At 44.3% G+C, this 17,890-nt stretch carries 19 protein-coding genes; 6 read left to right on the forward strand and 13 right to left on the reverse strand.

The annotated features are described in order from the left end of the window. Positions 1–56 precede the first annotated feature (56 nt). Entirely contained in the window at positions 57–737 is a 681-nt protein-coding gene (locus ACERC5_RS01900; protein WP_373660030.1) for a type I 3-dehydroquinate dehydratase, read from the reverse strand. After that, a complete protein-coding gene (locus tag ACERC5_RS01905) occupies positions 734–1,897 on the reverse strand; it encodes a class I SAM-dependent rRNA methyltransferase (RefSeq protein WP_373660031.1) in 1,164 nt (387 codons plus the stop codon). Before ACERC5_RS01905 ends, ACERC5_RS01900 begins: the two co-directional genes overlap by 4 nt. A 181-nt stretch (positions 1,898–2,078) precedes the next feature. On the opposite strand from ACERC5_RS01905, the gene ACERC5_RS01910 reads away from it, so the two are divergent. Next, positions 2,079–4,259: an LTA synthase family protein gene (locus tag ACERC5_RS01910; RefSeq protein ID WP_373660033.1), complete on the forward strand. Its 2,181-nt coding sequence runs from the start codon at positions 2,079–2,081 to the stop codon at positions 4,257–4,259. A 125-nt stretch (positions 4,260–4,384) separates the two neighbouring features. Next, positions 4,385–6,361 carry a transketolase gene (tkt, locus tag ACERC5_RS01915; RefSeq protein ID WP_373658661.1) on the forward strand — a complete coding sequence of 659 codons (1,977 nt, stop codon included), beginning with the start codon at positions 4,385–4,387 and terminating at the stop codon, positions 6,359–6,361. Positions 6,362–6,363: 2 nt separating this feature from the next. Here tkt and comGG read toward each other — a convergent pair whose 3' ends face one another. The 11 genes from comGG to ACERC5_RS01970 all read right to left on the reverse strand — a co-directional run bounded on the left by comGG (position 6,364) and on the right by ACERC5_RS01970 (position 13,512). Continuing rightward, positions 6,364–6,813, reverse strand: a complete 450-nt coding sequence (gene comGG, locus ACERC5_RS01920; RefSeq protein WP_373658660.1) for a competence type IV pilus minor pilin ComGG — start codon at positions 6,811–6,813, stop codon at positions 6,364–6,366. Further along, positions 6,791–7,225, reverse strand: a complete 435-nt coding sequence (gene comGF / locus ACERC5_RS01925; RefSeq protein WP_373658659.1) for a competence type IV pilus minor pilin ComGF — start codon at positions 7,223–7,225, stop codon at positions 6,791–6,793. The genes comGG and comGF overlap by 23 nt, the downstream gene beginning before the upstream one ends. Then, the gene (gene comGE, locus ACERC5_RS01930; protein WP_373658658.1) at positions 7,212–7,502 is read right to left on the reverse strand and encodes a competence type IV pilus minor pilin ComGE; all 291 of its coding nucleotides are present in this window, start codon (positions 7,500–7,502) and stop codon (positions 7,212–7,214) included. The genes comGF and comGE overlap by 14 nt, the downstream gene beginning before the upstream one ends. Continuing rightward, positions 7,459–7,824: a competence type IV pilus minor pilin ComGD gene (gene comGD, locus ACERC5_RS01935; RefSeq protein WP_373658657.1), complete on the reverse strand. Its 366-nt coding sequence runs from the start codon at positions 7,822–7,824 to the stop codon at positions 7,459–7,461. The genes comGE and comGD overlap by 44 nt, the downstream gene beginning before the upstream one ends. A 37-nt stretch (positions 7,825–7,861) precedes the next feature. Then, complete coding sequence (comGC, locus tag ACERC5_RS01940) at positions 7,862–8,173, reverse strand: competence type IV pilus major pilin ComGC (protein ID WP_373658670.1); 312 nt, start codon at positions 8,171–8,173, stop codon at positions 7,862–7,864. A 24-nt stretch (positions 8,174–8,197) separates the two neighbouring features. Continuing rightward, positions 8,198–9,226 (reverse strand): competence type IV pilus assembly protein ComGB, encoded by a 1,029-nt coding sequence (comGB, locus tag ACERC5_RS01945; RefSeq protein WP_373658669.1) that lies wholly within the window; start codon positions 9,224–9,226, stop codon positions 8,198–8,200. After that, positions 9,162–10,103, reverse strand: coding sequence for a competence type IV pilus ATPase ComGA (gene comGA / locus ACERC5_RS01950; RefSeq protein ID WP_373658656.1), 942 nt, complete (start codon positions 10,101–10,103; stop codon positions 9,162–9,164). Before comGA ends, comGB begins: the two co-directional genes overlap by 65 nt. A 47-nt stretch (positions 10,104–10,150) precedes the next feature. Beyond that, complete coding sequence (locus ACERC5_RS01955; RefSeq protein ID WP_373658655.1) at positions 10,151–10,522, reverse strand: DUF1033 family protein; 372 nt, start codon at positions 10,520–10,522, stop codon at positions 10,151–10,153. A gap of 101 nt (positions 10,523–10,623) precedes the next feature. Next, positions 10,624–11,865: a tetratricopeptide repeat protein gene (locus ACERC5_RS01960; protein WP_373660034.1), complete on the reverse strand. Its 1,242-nt coding sequence runs from the start codon at positions 11,863–11,865 to the stop codon at positions 10,624–10,626. After that, a complete protein-coding gene (locus tag ACERC5_RS01965; RefSeq protein ID WP_373658653.1) occupies positions 11,855–13,012 on the reverse strand; it encodes an AI-2E family transporter in 1,158 nt (385 codons plus the stop codon). The genes ACERC5_RS01960 and ACERC5_RS01965 overlap by 11 nt, the downstream gene beginning before the upstream one ends. A 14-nt stretch (positions 13,013–13,026) precedes the next feature. Then, positions 13,027–13,512, reverse strand: coding sequence for an NUDIX domain-containing protein (locus ACERC5_RS01970; protein WP_373658652.1), 486 nt, complete (start codon positions 13,510–13,512; stop codon positions 13,027–13,029). A 223-nt stretch (positions 13,513–13,735) separates the two neighbouring features. On the opposite strand from ACERC5_RS01970, the gene ACERC5_RS01975 reads away from it, so the two are divergent. The 4 genes from ACERC5_RS01975 to ACERC5_RS01990 all read left to right on the forward strand — a co-directional run bounded on the left by ACERC5_RS01975 (position 13,736) and on the right by ACERC5_RS01990 (position 17,883). Then, the gene (locus tag ACERC5_RS01975; protein WP_373660035.1) at positions 13,736–14,599 is read left to right on the forward strand and encodes a beta-propeller fold lactonase family protein; all 864 of its coding nucleotides are present in this window, start codon (positions 13,736–13,738) and stop codon (positions 14,597–14,599) included. A 29-nt stretch (positions 14,600–14,628) separates the two neighbouring features. Then, positions 14,629–14,880: a hypothetical protein gene (locus ACERC5_RS01980; protein WP_373658650.1), complete on the forward strand. Its 252-nt coding sequence runs from the start codon at positions 14,629–14,631 to the stop codon at positions 14,878–14,880. A 198-nt stretch (positions 14,881–15,078) separates the two neighbouring features. Continuing rightward, a complete protein-coding gene (locus ACERC5_RS01985) occupies positions 15,079–17,334 on the forward strand; it encodes an AAA family ATPase (RefSeq protein WP_373658649.1) in 2,256 nt (751 codons plus the stop codon). A 102-nt stretch (positions 17,335–17,436) separates the two neighbouring features. Further along, positions 17,437–17,883 (forward strand): NUDIX domain-containing protein, encoded by a 447-nt coding sequence (locus tag ACERC5_RS01990; RefSeq protein WP_373658648.1) that lies wholly within the window; start codon positions 17,437–17,439, stop codon positions 17,881–17,883. Positions 17,884–17,890 lie beyond the last annotated feature (7 nt).

Consider the following 17,890-nt stretch of genomic DNA (forward strand, 5'->3'; position numbering starts at 1 on the left):
CTCAAGTTTTCATGACTTTTCAGAAAATTATCAGGCGAGATATTTCACCTGCCTAGCTATCCACTGGTTTTTTCTAAAAGACTCAATATTTGCTTCATATCAGACAAGATGAGTTGACTTGATGATTCTTCACCAACAGTGGCGATTGTCCAGTCACTGCCAAATAAGTCACCAAAAAAACGCGTGACCTGACCCAGCTTTCCTGAGGCAATGGTCATGTAAGTCTGGTCTGGGTGAAGAGATTTAAAGCCTCGAGTGTAATTCATCATGTCAAGCACATCTTGCTCTGTCTGTGGGGTTAATACCAGTTTAACCACGCGAGGTGATAGGGCAGTTAGTTCTGAATAAATTTCCATGATATTGTCAGGAACTTTTTCAGTATCGTAATGAGAGAGAATAAGATTTGAAAAGGTCAGCAACTGATCAAAAATAGCTTGTCGCTCCTTGTAAGGCACTTCAATATAGTCAGGCTGATAGAGCTCTTGGACTTGCTTAATCAAATCCACATACACCTCATCAGGTAACCATTGCTGGCTATCTTTTTTCTGATGGCCTAAACTGAAGATTATTTCATAGCCTGAAAATCGTTCAAATATAACTGGAGCAACTGTTAAAATCTCTTCTGGAGGCAACATGTCTGCTCGCCACTCAATAAGCGTTGTTCCCTCATAATGACTGAGCTCAAGCGCCATTGCTTCTTCAAAGGATTTGGGCATAATCGGCACAAGAATATTCACTTAATGACCTCCATGATGATAACTTTTAGGTAGTTGCTACGAGCATCTACTGGATTAACCGTAAAATCACTTGGCAGTTGATAACGACTGATTTCACGATAAGCCAGTCTCCCCATACCTTGGTGAATCTGCTGGCGGAACTGGCGGAGACTTAGGTTGCTGGCATTTGTCGAAGCAATAATAAGACCGCCATCTGCTAAAAGCTCAACCGCCTGAGCCATCAATTTATGATAATCTTTAGCTACTGAAAAGGTTTGTTTTTTATTTCGAGCAAAACTCGGCGGGTCAAGAATGATCATATCATAGCTCAGCCCTTTTTTCTTAGCATAACGACAGTAGTCAAAAACATCCATCACAATAAAGCGGTGTGGACTGAGTGCTAAGCCATTCGCCGTAAAATGAGCCGCCGATAGCTCGCGACTACGTTTGGCTAAATCAACAGACGTCGTTTCACTAGCCCCGCCAATCGCTGCCGCAACAGAAAAAGCAGCCGTATAGGAAAACATATTGATCACTGATTTGCCCGCTGCCAAGCCATCTACAAGAGCTCCTTGAACCTCATGCTGGTCGAGAAAAATCCCCGTCATCAAACCATCGTTTAAAAACACGTTATAGCTGACACCATTTTCCAGTATCGTAAATTGTTCTGGTGCTTCCTGACCGTAGATATGTGCTGAAATGTGGCTTGCCCCTTGGAAGCGACATTTTTCGTAGCCTCCAATCATGTCTGGAAAGACCTCAAGAAAAGCCGACACAATCACATTTTTTAAGCTATAAACAAAGGAATTGTACCAAGAAAAAAGAGCATAGTCACCGTAACGATCAATCGTTAGACCCCCAAAGCAATCTCCATCTTGGTTAAACAAACGATAGGCTGTTGTCAAGTTAGAATGCTCAAGGACTTGTCGTTTAACCTTTGCTGCCTCAAACAGGGACACAAAATAAGCTTTATCAAGCTGAACAGGCGCTTGTGGCAATACCCAGCCAATCCCCCGCTGTTGTGGTGACAGATAAGCGCTTGCTAACTTTTTCTCGCGATTACTGTAGAGAGTCACTAGACCCTCTGGCAAATCTGCGGTCAACAAATCTTGTCCCTCTAAGACTTGTACACCTGACAATATTTTCTTTTCAGCACTAGGGCTGACAAACAGTTTAAACATAAAACCATTGTACCAGAAAAGCGACATTTTTACCAATGGCATTGACCACGACAAGCAGACAAGGTTTTTTTATGGTATAATTGGGTAAGATTGAAAAACTTTAGTAAGGACAGACCAAATGTGCTCATTTGCAGTCCTTGTGGTTCTGACTCATGATTATGTTAAGTAAGGGGGCTCTTATTTGAAAACATTACGTCAAAAGTTCTATCATACCTTGAGCTTTCGTCTGGGATTTCTGGCGGTACTGATTGGGTTTTATTGGCTAAAAAGCATGTGGGCTTATCATATTGACTTTCATTTGGGTTTAGAAAATCCCTATCAGCTTTTTTTAACCCTCATCAACCCTATTCCTTTGTCATTGCTAATTCTTGGAATAGCACTCTATGTTAAACAGACCAAGGCATTCTACGGAACCCTGTTAGGGCTTTATGGTTTGCTCAATCTGTTACTGGTCGCAAACGCTATTTATTTCAGGGAATTCTCAGACTTTATCACGATTACAACGATGCTAGCAACCAGCAAGGTATCTGCAGGGCTGGGCGATGCCGCACTTAATCTATTTAGGCCTTGGGACATTATCTATTTGCTTGATGTATTTTTCCTCGTTTACGCTTGGCGCAAGAAAATATTTCCACTAGATTCTAGACCCTTGACCAATCGTCTGGCCATAGCAGTGACCTCTTTTTCTGCTCTGCTATTTTCCATCAATCTCTTTTTAGCGGAAATCGACCGACCAGAACTGCTCAGTCGTGGCTTTTCCAACACCTATGTGGTTAGGGCCTTAGGACTGCCTGCCTTCCTCGGTTACGATGGGAATCAAACCTACAAGACGCAAAAAATCCGCTCAGAAGCTGATTCAGCAGACATGGCTATAGTGGCTGACTATGTGGCACAGCATCAGGTAAAACCAAACCCTGACTACTTTGGGCTGGCTAAAGGCAAAAATGTCATCGTCCTTCATCTGGAGAGTTTCCAGCAGTTTTTGATTGATTACAAACTACCTATTGACGGTGTTGAACACGAAGTTGCTCCCTTTCTCAACAGCCTCTATCATGACCAGCAAACCTTCTCCTTTGCTAATTTTTTCCATCAGGTTAAGGCTGGTAAAACCTCTGATTCTGAGACCCTAATGGAGTTATCTCTGTTCGGGCTAAATCAGGGTTCTTACTTTGTCCAATACGGTGGCGACAATACCCAGCAGGCTGCCCCTCATATTTTAGGGGAACTGGGCAATTATACCAGCGCCGTGTTTCATGGTAATATCGGTACATTTTGGAACCGCAACAGTGTGTATAAACAGTGGGGTTACGATTATTGGTTTGACCAATCCTACATGTCCAAGGCAACCCAGGAAAATTCCTTCCAATACGGTCTCAATGACAAGGTCATGTTTGCGGATTCCATTAAATACTTAGAACGGCTTCAACAACCGTTCTACACCAAATTTATTACTGTATCCAATCATTACCCTTATCAAAACCTCTCAGGAGATGAGCTTGGATTTCCTTTAGCCAAAACAAAAGACGACACCATCAATGGTTATTTTGCGACAGCTAACTACCTCGATGCGTCAATCAAGGCCTTCTTTGATTACCTCAAGGCTTCAGGGCTCTATGACAACTCGATTATCGTGATGTACGGGGATCACTACGGTATTTCAAATTCACGCAACACAGAACTAGCTAGCCTCATTGGTAAGAACCCTGAGACCTGGACAGATTATGATAACGCCATGCTGCAACGTGTCCCATTCATGATTCACATTCCTGGCATGGATAAGGGCTTTATTAGCCAGACTTTCGGTGGGGAAGTTGACGCATTGCCGACCTTGATGCACCTGATGGGCATTGATAACCAAGCCTTTATCCAGCTTGGACAAGACCTGCTCTCTAAAGACAACCAGCAGATTGTTGCCTTCAGGACATCTAACCATGTGATTGCACCTGATTACACGAGCTACGCTGGGAAAATTTATAAAACAGAGACCGGTGAAGAAATCACCAATCCTGACGACACTACTTCCGTGCGCGTTCAGGAGATTCGCGATGCGGCTAAGCAACAATTAAGCATGAGTGATAAGGTACAGACAGGTGATTTGTTGCGTTTTTATACGGGAAACGACTTACCAAAAGTGGATATTTCCGCTATTTCTTACATCGACAGTTTTGAGCGCTTGATTGCTATCGAGCAAGAGCTGGGGAAACAATCGAAGAGCCTCTACAGCCAGTTAGGCCAGAAATCAACGCAAAGCCTCTTCCAAGCTCCAACTTATTTGGAATTAAATCCACCACCTCCGTCAGAACCAACCACTAAAGCCAGTGACGCCGAAATGTCAGAAAGCAGTTCAACACCTTCTGATTAGATGACTTGCAGACGAATAGTTTCTACCCGCCCATGTCGCACCATGTGCGGGTATTTTCCCTAAAATCCACTTTTGTGGTATAATGAAGAGAAACTGTTTTCAATTAAGAAAAAATGGAGGAATCTATGTCAATTCAATCAGTCAATGCGATTCGTTTTTTAGGTATTGATGCCATTAACAAGGCCAACTCTGGTCACCCTGGAGTAGTGATGGGGGCAGCACCGATGGCTTACAGCCTCTTTACCCAGCACTTGCGCATCACACCAAACCAGCCAAACTGGATCAACCGTGACCGCTTTGTTTTATCAGCTGGTCATGGCTCTATGCTGTTGTATGCGCTCTTGCATTTGTCAGGCTATGCAGACTTGTCTATCGAAGAGCTGCAAAACTTCCGTCAGTGGGGTTCAAAGACCCCTGGTCACCCAGAAGTCACTCATACCGCAGGTGTGGATGCCACCTCTGGACCTCTTGGTCAAGGAATTTCGACAGCGGTTGGTTTTGCTCAAGCGGAGCGTTTCCTTGCTGCTAAGTACAACAAAGACGGCTTCCCACTCTTTGACCACTATACCTATGTCATCGCAGGTGATGGCGACTTCATGGAAGGGGTGTCGGCTGAGGCAGCGTCTTATGCTGGTCACCAAGGCTTGGACAAGCTGATTGTCCTCTATGATTCAAACGACATCTGCTTGGACGGTGAGACCAAGGATGCCTTCTCTGAAAATATCCGTGCCCGCTATGAGGCTTATGGCTGGCATACAACTCTCGTCGAAGACGGTACAGACCTCAAAGCGATTAGCTCTGCTATTGACCAAGCAAAAACAGCAGGCAAGCCATCTTTGATCGAGGTGAAGACCATTATCGGTCATGGTGCGCCAACCAAGGGTGGCTCCAATGCTGTCCATGGCGCACCTCTAGGGGCAGATGAAACGGCTGCGACCCGTGCCAACCTCGGCTGGGACTATGCACCATTTGAAGTGCCAGCAGATGTCTATGCGGACTTCAAGACCAATGTCGCTGAGCGTGGTCAAGCGGCTTATGACGCTTGGGAAAAATTGGTCGCAGACTACAAGGCAGCCTACCCAGAAGTAGCAGCAGAGATTGATGCGATGGTCGCAGGTCAAGCGCCTGTGACCATCACAGAAAAAGACTTCCCTGTCTATGAGAACGGCTTCTCTCAAGCCACTCGTAACTCATCACAAGATGCTCTCAACGCCGCAGCTGCGGTCTTGCCAACCTTCCTCGGTGGTTCAGCTGACTTGGCACATTCCAACATGACCTATATCAAAGCAGATGGCTTGCAGGATAAGAACCATCCGCTCAACCGCAACATTCAGTTTGGGGTGCGTGAGTTTGCTATGGGGACAATCTTGAACGGTATGGCGCTTCATGGCGGTCTGCGGGTCTACGGTGGCACCTTCTTTGTCTTCTCTGACTATGTCAAGGCTGCTATCCGCCTGTCTGCTATCCAAGAATTGCCAGTGACCTATGTCTTTACGCACGATTCGATTGCTGTCGGCGAAGATGGTCCAACCCATGAGCCGATTGAGCACTTGGCAGGTCTGCGTGCCATTCCAAACCTGACTGTGCTTCGCCCAGCAGATGCCCGTGAGACGCAGGCAGCTTGGCACCATGCCCTGACCAGCACCAAGACACCGACTGCCCTTGTCTTGACCCGTCAAAACTTGACTGTGGAAGAGGGCACAGACTTTGGCAAAGTGTCTAAAGGAGCGTATGTGGTTTATGAGACAGGCAGTGACTTTGATACGATCTTGATAGCTTCTGGTTCAGAGGTCAATCTGGCGGTCAAAGCGGCCAAGGTCTTGGCAGAAGAAGGTGGCAAGGTGCGTGTGGTATCCGTACCATCGACTGAACTCTTTGACGCTCAAGATGCCGCCTATAAAGAATCTGTTCTGCCAAACGCCATTCGCCGCCGTGTGGCGATCGAGATGGCAGCTACCCAAGGCTGGTACAAGTATGTCGGCTTAGATGGCGCAGTCATCGGTATCGACAAATTTGGTGCCTCAGCGCCAGCTCAAACAGTTATCGACAACTACGGCTTTACCGTCGAGCATGTCCTTAAAACCATTGCAGAGCTAAAATAGACTTAAACAGAAGTTGACGCGTCAACTTCTGTTTCTTTTATTGATTCTACTTTGTCAATACTTTGGTCTGAGTCGTTGAGAACAGCTGTTATTTCTTTATCATTTTCTTTAGGGGTTTCTTTGCTATCTTTTTTGTCTGGCAACTCTAGTTTGAAAAATCGGTAATGATAGGTATTCCCTTGAGATAAATTGACACTAACAACGAGGTAATTACTCTGATGAGTGTAGCTGGTACTCCCTTGAGCAAACTGATAAGAGCCCGAGGCTCTATCTGCCAATTCCTTAGTCAGCTCTGCCATTAAGCTGGCTTGTGCTTGCTGGTATTGCTGGGACTGCAGTTGAGCAGTGACCTGCACACGGTTGATGTAAAACTGTAACAACAAGGCAAAGACAGCAGCCATAAAGAGAGCGTAAAGCAAAATGCCAGCTTTAAGGCGTTTTGTCAAAAGCATAAACAAAGATCCTTTCTAAGCCCTTATCAAAAGTCACCTGCAAAGTGACGACTTCTCCTGACTGGCTGAAGTCTGCCGAGCTGACACCAAAAAGCATAGGCTGATAACCCCGACCGTCGGCGTTGCTTTTCCGAAAGTCGTCTGAGCGAAATTTTCCAAAACTAAGCGCTTGCCCCTCCTTAGTCAGATAAAGTCGGTTGCCTTCCAGCTTATCAAAAGTTGCACCTTGCCATTCTACACGCAAGTGCTGGCAAAAGAGAAGCCAATTGTCCTGATGATTGACGGTTAAGTAGCTGGTGTGACTGCTTAGCAATTTGGTCAATCCCTGATAAACGGATAAACTCCCTGCAATCACTAATAAAGCGATTAAACACTCTAAAAGCGTAAACCCTTTAACCCTAGTTTTTAGCAAGACTCATCACCTCCTTGCCCTCACTATAAACGGTAATACTACTGCTCGTTCGTGACACCTGTACACTGATGCCATTCAAGCTTAAACTGGATTGTCCTGTCTGGACAGCCATAGTAGCGACATTTAGTACCTCTTGTTGGTGTAGACGTTGGGCAACCGCAGCCTGATGCTGCCCCAGCTGACCGACAATAAGACTAGCGATTGTAACCAACACCCCGAGTGCTATTAAGCTCTCAAGGAGAATGTAAGCTTGTAATTGTTTTTTTATATTTACCACTCCCTATATACAGTTGATAGGTCACCTGCTGCTGTTTTGTTTGAAAAACTATTTTCGCTAGAGACGAGTTTCCACCCGCTGTCGAAAATTCAATTTGCCGCTCCGTGACCAAGGTCACTTCCTCAGGTAACGATAAGGTTTGATAGCCATTGGTGATTTGTCGACCACTTAAGTTTAACTGAACCGTAGCTTGCTGACTCAGGCTCAGCTGTTGGCTATCCTGATAAAGATGCTCAAAATGCATAAAAAATAATTTTGTCTGCACTGCTTGAAAGGTCTGATTGACCGCGCCTGATAGGCTAAGCACCAATAAACTAATCATAAACAGGACCAGTAAACTTTCAAGAAGAGTAAATCCTTTAGTTCGGCACGTTTTGAGCCACTTGATGTTCTGACACATATTTAACATAGTTGTCCGCCTGATCCTGAGTGATAAATTCTTCTGCGACTAAAGCTGATAAGCTAGCCTTATTAGCAGAGCCCATTTCATACATTTCAGCCTGACTTTCAACAACCTTAACGAGCGCACGTCCCCCAGATGCTTCGATTTTTTCTTTTTGCTTGCTGAGGTTAGGCACAAAAAGAAGCAGTAATACGCTCACAATAAGCAAAACAATAAGCATTTCAACTAATGTAAATCCTTTAACGGATTTTTTATGAATGGTTTTCAATAATTTTTTCATGGTATATTCTCCTTAAAAATTTGGCATATTTTGATAAATCGGTAAGAGCATGGCCGCATAAATCATGACAATCATTAGGGCAACAAATAGAAAGACCAGAGGTTGAATCAGCTGACTAGCTTGATTGAGTTTGTGAAAAAAAGTCTTCCAAGTTTCCTTAGCATAAAGTTCAAGTTCTTGACCCAAGCGCGATTTTACCTCACCGTAGGCTATCATCAAGCTCAATTCTCGCTTAAAAAAGGGATAGCTTAAAACCTTGTCATGAAAGGCTTGTCCAGCTAATAAAGCCCGCTGCATATCCAGACCAATCTCTTGAAAAAGCTGAGATTTTTGATCTTGCATGATCTGAACCACCTGCGCCAAATCCAATCCTTGTCCGATAAGGTTCCCCCATTCCCTGGCGTAGTAGGCGGTCAGGTAAAGGCTGATAAACTGCCCCAGATAGGGTATCTTACATAACTTGCTGTAGAGACTTATTTTGTCTATTTTTTTGGCAAAATAGCTGAGCAGTAGCCCGCTAAACGCCAGCCCTGCCATTATCCCTAGAAAAATAAGAGGAAAATGGTTGATCAGTGTTGTCGCTAGGTTTTCTCCCTCCAGCTGTGGCAAGAGGTAGTTCTTTAAGCCCAACATGATAAGGACGAGAAAAGCCAGGAGCATGAGTGGGTAAGTCGCTACTTCGATGAGTTTTTTACGAACGATGAGCACTTGCTCCAGATAATCTTCCAATCCTGCTAGACTCTTTTGTGTGTTGCCGTGGACATCGGCTAAGGCCAGCTGGGTCACCAGACCATCTGAAAATCCCAAATCAGCCAGCAACTGGGCCATTGATTTTCCTTCCAGTAGCGATTGCCGCATCTGGTCAGTATACACCGACGTTAGTAACCTGCTCCGTTCTAAAAAATTAACCATCTCGGTCAAGGTAAACCCGCTAGATAAGAGGTTGTGAAAGAGCTGAATCAACTTTTTTTGCTGTCTAAGTGATAATTTTTTCGACCCGTCCTTGTTGCTCAGTGAGATATCCTTGGTTAACCAAGTCATCAATTTTCTGGTTCCAACGACTTGGGTCGTGGTTGGCAATGTTTTCTGTTGCAATGTCAATTAAACCTCCTTTCCCGATTAGGCGTTGGTAGCAAACCCCAGCCAAGCAATTGTTCATTTCCTGGGGACTAACCCCCAGCTCCAACAGGCGTTCATAGACACCTGAGAGACTCTTAGCGTGAACAGTTGATAAAACAACAGCGCCTGTTAGACTAGCCCTCACCACTGCTCGAGCGGTCTCTGTGTCCCTGATTTCACCGATAATGAGCACATCTGGACGGTGGCGTAGTGACAATTTTATCAAATTATCATAGGTCATCCCAATGCTCTCATTAAGTTGCAGCTGTAAAAAACGGTCTTCCTTAATTTCGACAGGGTCTTCAATAGAAATAACCTGTTGCCCTGCGAACTTTTCACTGACGAGCTGATGCATGAGCGTTGTTTTTCCAGAACCAACCGGTCCTGCAAAGAGGTAGAGCCCTCGACGACCGACAACAGACTTAACCTGTTCCAGACCATCAAACCAATAAGCTAACTCTTGTTTACCATCAAAGAGCAGGCGGATAACTAGGCTTTCTAGACCTCTATAATCACCAACACTTGACAATCGTAGAGAAACTACTTTGCCCTCTCCAATATCATAATCACAAGAACCAAGTTGACTTCGACGTTTCTCTCCGACATTCATCCCAGCGACGAATTTAAAGTGGCTAATGACACTCGCCATCAGAGCTGCTTTTTCTTGTCCAAAAAACTGTCGCTCATCTCCGATCCTCATAAAAATATCGTAATCATCTTGTCTCGGAATCAGGTAAATATCCTGTGCTTGCCGTTCTCTCCCCTCTTCAATGAGGCGTTTTGCTATATCCTGTACCATAAGGCCTCCTGACTAGTTATTCGTAAGCAAGCAAAAAAAGATTGGCCTTAACCAATCTTTTTTAATTGACATGCTGATAGAGGGCGTACGGGATCGTTTCGGCGTTCAAATTGCTGTTGATGCTCGTCTTCTGGTAGCTCTTCCCAGTTTTTTAAGAGGGCTAGGGAGTGATATTCTTGTAATGATTCTTCACAATCATCACACCACGTTTGATGCTTGGTATCCCAAAAAGCCGCCAAAAGACTTGCTCGACTCTTATAAAATGGGTGACTGACCCGCAGATGGGTCCATTGCTTTTTAAAAGCACTCATGGCCTCATCAAAGGTATCATAATGCTGAACCTTGATAATATCATCTTTCCAATCATCTAAAAACCACCAGGGTTCAAATGCCCCATAAAGCTCTACAACTTGATACATACTCTTCCTCTTTTCGATTCTATTATAGCGAAATATGGCCAATAAGAAAAAGAATATGCTCATTTGTGAAATATTTTTAGTCCAGTCACCAGCAAATTTTCCTAGTCTCCGTAGGACAAATCGCTCAACAACTCCTCAACTGCCAAATCATCAGGAATCAACCTAAGGTAAGTTTGCAAGATTGTTTTAGCTTTTTCCAAGTCTCCTAGACGACGTAAAAGATAAGCATAAGCCAAGAGAAAATCTGGATTATCAGAAAGATCAGCAAAAGTCTGGTCATAAAGCACCAAAGCCTCATCTTCTCGATCTAAAGCCACATAGGCTTGTGCTAACTGCCATAAGGTCAATGGGTGGTCACTTATCTCTAAGCCTAAGCCAATAACCTCTTCATGCCTTTCCTGCTCCAAATAAAGATTTGATAAGCGGAGTTTTGCCTCCTCATTGTCCTCATCAAGAGCCAGCACCTCTTTGAGGTAAGTTTCAGACTGCACCGCGTCTGCTAACTCATAAGACAATTGCGATGCTAAAAGTAAAAGCTGTGTGTCAAAAGTGTTTTTACGCAGGGCTTGTTGCACCAGTCTAAGCGCCTCAGAAAATTGATCTTCTGCTTCTAAAGAGAGTGCATAGGGGTATTCGTAGCCTTCTATCTCTGGGCTAAGGGTTTCTAATTGCTTGAATAAAAGACAGGCTCTTTGCGTGTGATTAGTCTCGTAATAAAGCGTTGCCAGCTCAAGATTGGTCTGCCCATCGTATTCAATCTCCAAAGCCTTTTCCAAAAACTCAATCGCCGCCTCAAACTGTCCCAAACTGGCATAGGAACGACCGATTCGTTCATAAGTCGAAATCCCTGTCTGTTCTAACAAGAGGCGATTATCAAGTTTAGCGTAATGGGAAATCGCAGAGCTGTAATCTTCAAGTGCAAATTCTAGCTCTGCCAAGCCAAAAATCACCAAGGGCTCATCAGTTAATTGACTAGCCAAGACAAGCTTGTCCCTTGCCACATCCGTTAGCCCTTCGCTGTCATAGAGGTCTGCCAGAACTAGCAAAGCACTGATATAGTCGTCACTATCTTCCTCTATACGAGTGAGGTAGTCAAAGGCCAGAACTTTATCCCCATCTTCGTAGGCAATCTGGGCTAGGCTCAAGTTAACATGTGGGTATTGTTCTGATAACTGCTCATAAACCTGTCTGGCCTGTGGATAAAACCCTATCGCTTCTAGATACTCACCCAACTCTAGCAGCACATCGTCACTGTCATCTGCCAAGGCACGTTGAAAATACTTATCTGCTTTACGCAAGTCCTGCTGATCTAGACAGGCAATCATTTTTTCACTATTGGTCATCTGTTACCTCTTCCTGATAAAGCCCACTAACAATCTTGTACCAGTTGAACACCTCAGTGAGTATTACCTTAACGGAAGCATAGAGCGGAATCCCAAGCAACACACCCCAAAGACCAAACATAGACCCTGCTGTTAACAACACGAAAAGAATGGTGATCGGATGGATGCTCAGCTTATTCCCCAAGACCAAAGGTGTCACAAAGCGCCCCTCAATGGTTTGCTCAATCACAAAAACCAGAAGCACTTTTATCAGCATAAAGGGGCCTTCAACCAAACCAAGAATCACAACAGGAACCATGGCTAGGAAACTCCCTAGATAAGGAATCATATTAAGTATGCCAGCTAGAATCCCAAAGGTGATGGCATAAGGTAACCCGATAAGGCTAAACATGACTGAAAACATCAGACCAACAACGATGGCAACCGTTACTTGCCCTTGTACATAACCCGCCAACTGTTTGTTAATATCCGACAGAACACGGCGAGCTGGTTGCCGCATCTTTGTCGGTAAAAAAGCGGCAATCTTGTCTTTTAGTTGCTTGCCATCACGCAAGAGGTAAAAAATGATAAATGGTGCAATGAGGACAGCAACCGTTACTTTAGCAATTGCAGAAGCAAAATTGCTGGCCCAGTCGACAGCATTCTTTGAGAAGGTCTGGACATACTCAATAGCTTTTTGACCGACGGTGTCAACGATATCTGCTAGTTGAGGTCGTAAGGCTTCAAAACGATTGTCTTGTAACAGACTGGTCACCTGACTCTCAACGGTTTCAATATAGCTCGGTAAATTACTGAAAAAAGCGCCCAACTGTGTCTGGATCATCGGAATGATACTAGCAATACCTAAAATCATTAAGATAATCACACCGATAAAGGTGATGGTAATTGCCCAAACTTTCGATAGTCCCTGCTTTTCTAACCACAAGACAATCGGATCCAGCAAATAGTAAATCAGAGCAGAAATCACCAGCGGCAACATGACAATGGTCAAAAAGCCAATAACCGGCTCAAATAAAAAACTAATTTTGGTGAAAACCAATAAATTCAGAAAAAACAAGAGGCTGACTAAAAGAATGGTCACACTCTTACGGTTCAAAAACCACTTGAAAAACCAACTGAGGGTAAACGATTGTTTATCAGACTTCATCATAACTCCTTTCTCTATCTTGGCTCATTATCACCATAAAAAGTGACTTCTTTGCCAACTAACTGTTCGTTGTCATAAGTCAACTTGGCTGAAAAGAAGGGGCGATTGTCGATAATCCATTGGAACATCTCATAGTCTCCTTCCCAAGTTGGTTTGGTTAGCACCTGGTCGTAGGGGACCCATTCTAAGGTGCCTTCAACACAGTCCTCAACCAATTCGCCATCAACAGCTGTAACCCTAAATACATAAGTATACCAGTCGTGACCTGGTGTGAACTCTGGAAATGTGATTAGACCAGCCAGCTTCATCTCTTTGACAACCAAACCAGTTTCTTCATAGATTTCACGAATGGCACAATCTTCTGGACTTTCCCCTTTTTCTAACTTACCTCCAACACTAATCCATTTGCCCTCGTGAACATCATTGGGCTTTTTATTGCGGTGCATGAGTAAGAGTTCTTTGCCGTTGTCAATATAACAAATAGTTGCTAATTTTACCATAACAGCTCTCTTTCATCTTAGTTTCTCTTTATTATAGCATGTTCTGATGGAATTAGCTGAATTTTACCGTTCTGTTGTTCTCGACTGATAGATATGATATAATTTTACTATGAGAAAACACTTACAAACTATTTGGTCCAATCAATCATATCAGGAAGAAGAGCAATTCGTTTACTATTGTTCCTTTGATGAACAAAACGGTCGATTTGGAGAGTTAAAACCTTTGATTAGAACGCAACTGAAGGCAGTTATCCCTGAAGGAGATGGAAAATTTCTAGCCCTGACCCACCTTGACGGGCAAGACCAGCTTGTTTTTTTACCAAAAGATGAGCAGCTCCTCTCAGAACTTCAACCTACTAATCAAGCTGATCAGCTCTGCTATGATGCCGATAGGCATATTGCCTACACTCTAACTGACAAAGGCAAACTTTTATCAGCTTATGCCATCACGACTGAAAAAGAGCTGAAACCCTTGGGTAGCTTACCTCTAGATGATGTTGACCCAACCTTTATCACCCTCACACCAGATAAACTTCTGGCCATTGGTGACAAACATCGCCAGAGATTACTCATCTATGAGGTAGCAAACGATAGACTGAGTTTCGTTAATCAATTCAGCAGTCCTGACGAGCGCATCCCTTATCAACTGATTTTTCACCAAGCGACCAAAGTCTGCTATTTGATCAGTGAACACCAGATCATCCATACATTATTTTATGATGGTTACGGTGCTTTTGAGTACCACACTAGCCAAACTGATTCATCAATCCATTCGACTTCTCTCCTCGCCCCATCTGTCGGAGCAACTGCTGCCCATCTCTATCACACTCGTCCAACTTGTCCTTACTTGAGTGTTTTCGAGATTCTAGGTGACGGGTCCTTACAAAAACTCGCTCCCATCTCTATTAACCAAGAAGCGCTGAGTTTAACGGTGACACCAGCTTGTTCATTCCTTATTTTGATTGATCAAAACGGTACTCAAGCAACTAGCTTTGCGATTAACTCAGAAACAGGACAGCTCAGACATTGCGATCAGATTCATATTCCCAAACAAGCGACTTGCTTTATGCTAGAATTTATGGTGTAATAAAAACAACAAAAAGAAAGAGGACAACAATGAACACAACTGAATTGCTCGAAAAAATCAAAGAGCTCATCGCTAAAGGCGACATCAATGCTGCAAAAGAATTTATCAATGAAAACAAAGATAGCCTCGGTGACTATCTCGAGCAAGCAAAAGGTTTGCTTGACGGTCTGGATTTGAGTAAAGGTCTTGATGGTGTACTTGATAAGGCCAAAGACCTGGGACTTGATACAGATAAAGGTGCGGGTCTCATTGATAAAGCCAAAGGTTTGTTTAGCAAATAAACAGGTTAATACCAAAGCTCCTCTTCTTAAGTAAGGGGAGCTTTTGTCTATAAACAGTCCTAATGCACCCATATTAGTAAAATTTGTAAGAAAGACGTGCTTTATTTTTGCTTTTTTATAAAATCGTGCTATAATAGACTTATAAACTTTGACCAATACTGACCTTTATCGAATTGGTCAATTGATTAGGAGGTTTTTATGTTGTGTCACAATTGTAAATTAAACGACGCGACCATTCATCTCTATACCAACATGAATGGCAAGCAGGGGCAGATTGATCTCTGCCAAAACTGCTATAAAATTATCAAGTCTGAACCTAAACAAGGTGATGATCGCCCTCGGAACTTAGCGCAGGGTCTTGATCCCTTCTTTGATGACTTCTTCTCTGATTTGAACAACTTCCGCGCCTTTAGTGGCAATCTTCCCAATACGCCACCAACCCAATCTGGAGGGCGTGGCGGCAATAACGGTAACAATCGCCGACCAAATCACCCTGGTCAGTCTCCACAACAGGAGCAAGCCAAAGGTTTATTGGAAGAATTTGGCACCAATATCACTGATATTGCTCGACGAGGTGGGATTGACCCTGTGATTGGGCGTGACGAGGAAATCATCCGTGTGATTGAGATTCTCAATCGTCGTACCAAGAACAATCCTGTTCTCATCGGTGAGCCTGGGGTCGGAAAAACCGCTGTGGTTGAAGGACTAGCTCAGAAAATCATCGATGGTTCTGTTCCCCAAAAACTTCAAGGCAAACAAGTCATCCGACTTGATGTCGTCAGCTTGGTGCAAGGGACAGGTATCCGTGGGCAATTTGAAGAACGCATGCAAAAACTCATGGACGAACTCCGCAACCGTGATGATGTGATTCTCTTCATCGACGAAATCCATGAAATTGTTGGTGCTGGTGCTGCTGGCGATGGCAACATGGATGCTGGTAATATTTTGAAACCAGCTCTGGCACGCGGTGAGCTCCAGCTGGTCGGTGCAACAACGCTCAATGAATACCGCGTGATTGAAAAAGATGCTGCCCTAGAGCGCCGGATGCAGCCGGTTAAGGTCGATGAGCCAAGCGTTGAGGAAACCTTAATTATCCTCAAGGGCATTCAGAAAAAATACGAAGACTATCACCATGTCCGCTACACAGATGAGGCCATTGAAGCAGCGGCTGTCCTGTCTAATCGTTACATTCAAGACCGCTTCTTACCTGACAAGGCTATTGACCTTTTAGATGAGGCAGGTTCTAAGCTCAACTTGACCCTCAAATTTATCGATCCTAAAGACATTGATAAGCGCCTGATTGAGGCTGAAAACCTCAAGGCTCAGGCGACGAGGGATGAGGACTATGAACGTGCGGCTTACTTCCGTGACCAGATTGCCAAGTATAAAGAACTTCAGCAACAAAAACTGGATGAACAAGACACGCCAATCATTACTGAAAAAGTCATCGAAAGCATCATCGAGCAAAAAACCAATATTCCTGTTGGTGACCTCAAGGAAAAAGAGCAAACCCAACTGGTTAATCTCGCTAGCGACCTCAAAAGTGTGGTCATCGGTCAGGACGATGCTGTGGATAAGATTGCCAAGGCTATCCGTCGGAATCGCGTTGGTCTGGGCTCCCCAAACCGTCCCATCGGCTCCTTCCTCTTTGTCGGACCTACCGGTGTCGGCAAGACCGAGCTGTCCAAACAACTAGCTATCGAACTCTTTGGCTCAGCTGATAGCATGATTCGCTTTGACATGAGTGAGTATATGGAAAAACACGCAGTCGCCAAGCTCGTCGGAGCCCCTCCAGGCTATGTCGGCTATGAGGAGGCTGGGCAACTGACGGAAAAAGTCCGTCGCAACCCCTACTCTCTCATTCTCCTTGATGAGGTCGAAAAGGCTCATCCAGACGTCATGCACATGTTCTTACAGGTATTAGACGATGGACGTTTAACCGATGGGCAAGGACGGACCGTTAGTTTCAAGGATACCATCATCATCATGACCTCAAACGCTGGCACAGGTAAAGTTGAGGCTTCTGTTGGTTTTGGTGCTGCGCGCGAAGGGCGGAGCCAATCTGTCCTTGGTCAGTTGGGGAACTTTTTCAGTCCAGAATTCATGAACCGATTTGACGGTATCATCGAATTCCAGTCCCTTAGCAAGGACAATCTCCTCAGAATCGTTGACCTGATGTTGGCAACCGTTAAGGAATGCTTAGCACGGAATGACATTCAGCTAGATATCACTGACAAGGTCAAGGAAAAACTAGTCGATTTAGGCTACGATCCAAAGATGGGCGCTCGGCCATTACGCCGAACCATCCAAGACCATATCGAGGATGCCATCACTGACTTTTATCTAGAGCACCCAACTGAGAAACACCTCAAGGCAGTGCTCAACAGTAAAGGGGATATCACTATAAAAGCGGTGAAGGCCGTTGCTGAACCGACAACAGAAACTGCTGAATAAGATAAGAACCGCCAAACGTTAAAGTCTGGTGGTTTTTGAACTTGAGTAAAGCAATTCTGCTTAAATCGTGTTATAATGGCTATAAAAACAGGAGAACATCAGATGACAAACATCCCAACTTTTGGCGATAAGGTGGCTAGTGCCACATACCAAAATCGCTACGGTGTCTATGCGATTATCCCAAATGAGGAAAAGACCCATCTCATCCTCGTTCAGGCACCTAACGGGGCTTGGTTTCTGCCTGGTGGCGAGATTGAAGCGGGAGAAAACCATCAGATGGCTCTAGAGCGTGAATTGCTTGAAGAACTTGGGTTCTCAGCTCGTCTAGGGCAAGACCTTGGTCAGGCAGATGAGTACTTCTACTCTCGACACAGAGACACTCACTACTATCATCCCGCCTATCTCTATGCAGTAGAGTCTTTTTCAGAGGTCAGCAAACCCTTGGAAGACTTTAATACGCTAGCTTGGTTTCCAATTGAGGAGGCCAAAACCAAGCTCAAGCGAGGTAGCCATCGCTGGGGTATTGAGCAGTGGCAAAAAAATAATTAAATTTAAG

The organism is Streptococcus sp. E24BD, from assembly GCF_041807825.1.
Taxonomy (GTDB): domain Bacteria; phylum Bacillota; class Bacilli; order Lactobacillales; family Streptococcaceae; genus Streptococcus; species Streptococcus entericus.

Bases quoted from the DNA above. Each gene is read 5' to 3' on its own strand.
- ACERC5_RS01905 (WP_373660031.1), bottom strand. From the start codon at position 1,897: ATGTTTAAACTGTTTGTCAGCCCTAGTGCTGAAAAGAAAATATTGTCA.
- tkt (WP_373658661.1), top strand. From the start codon at position 4,385: ATGTCAATTCAATCAGTCAATGCGATTCGTTTTTTAGGTATTGATGCC.
- comGG (WP_373658660.1), bottom strand. From the start codon at position 6,813: ATGCTTTTGACAAAACGCCTTAAAGCTGGCATTTTGCTTTACGCTCTC.
- comGD (WP_373658657.1), bottom strand. From the start codon at position 7,824: ATGATTAGTTTATTGGTGCTTAGCCTATCAGGCGCGGTCAATCAGACC.
- comGB (WP_373658669.1), bottom strand. From the start codon at position 9,226: ATGACTTGGTTAACCAAGGATATCTCACTGAGCAACAAGGACGGGTCG.
- comGA (WP_373658656.1), bottom strand. From the start codon at position 10,103: ATGGTACAGGATATAGCAAAACGCCTCATTGAAGAGGGGAGAGAACGG.
- ACERC5_RS01955 (WP_373658655.1), bottom strand. From the start codon at position 10,522: ATGTATCAAGTTGTAGAGCTTTATGGGGCATTTGAACCCTGGTGGTTT.
- ACERC5_RS01960 (WP_373660034.1), bottom strand. From the start codon at position 11,865: ATGACCAATAGTGAAAAAATGATTGCCTGTCTAGATCAGCAGGACTTG.
- ACERC5_RS01965 (WP_373658653.1), bottom strand. From the start codon at position 13,012: ATGAAGTCTGATAAACAATCGTTTACCCTCAGTTGGTTTTTCAAGTGG.
- ACERC5_RS01970 (WP_373658652.1), bottom strand. From the start codon at position 13,512: ATGGTAAAATTAGCAACTATTTGTTATATTGACAACGGCAAAGAACTC.
- ACERC5_RS01980 (WP_373658650.1), top strand. From the start codon at position 14,629: ATGAACACAACTGAATTGCTCGAAAAAATCAAAGAGCTCATCGCTAAA.
- ACERC5_RS01985 (WP_373658649.1), top strand. From the start codon at position 15,079: ATGTTGTGTCACAATTGTAAATTAAACGACGCGACCATTCATCTCTAT.
- ACERC5_RS01990 (WP_373658648.1), top strand. From the start codon at position 17,437: ATGACAAACATCCCAACTTTTGGCGATAAGGTGGCTAGTGCCACATAC.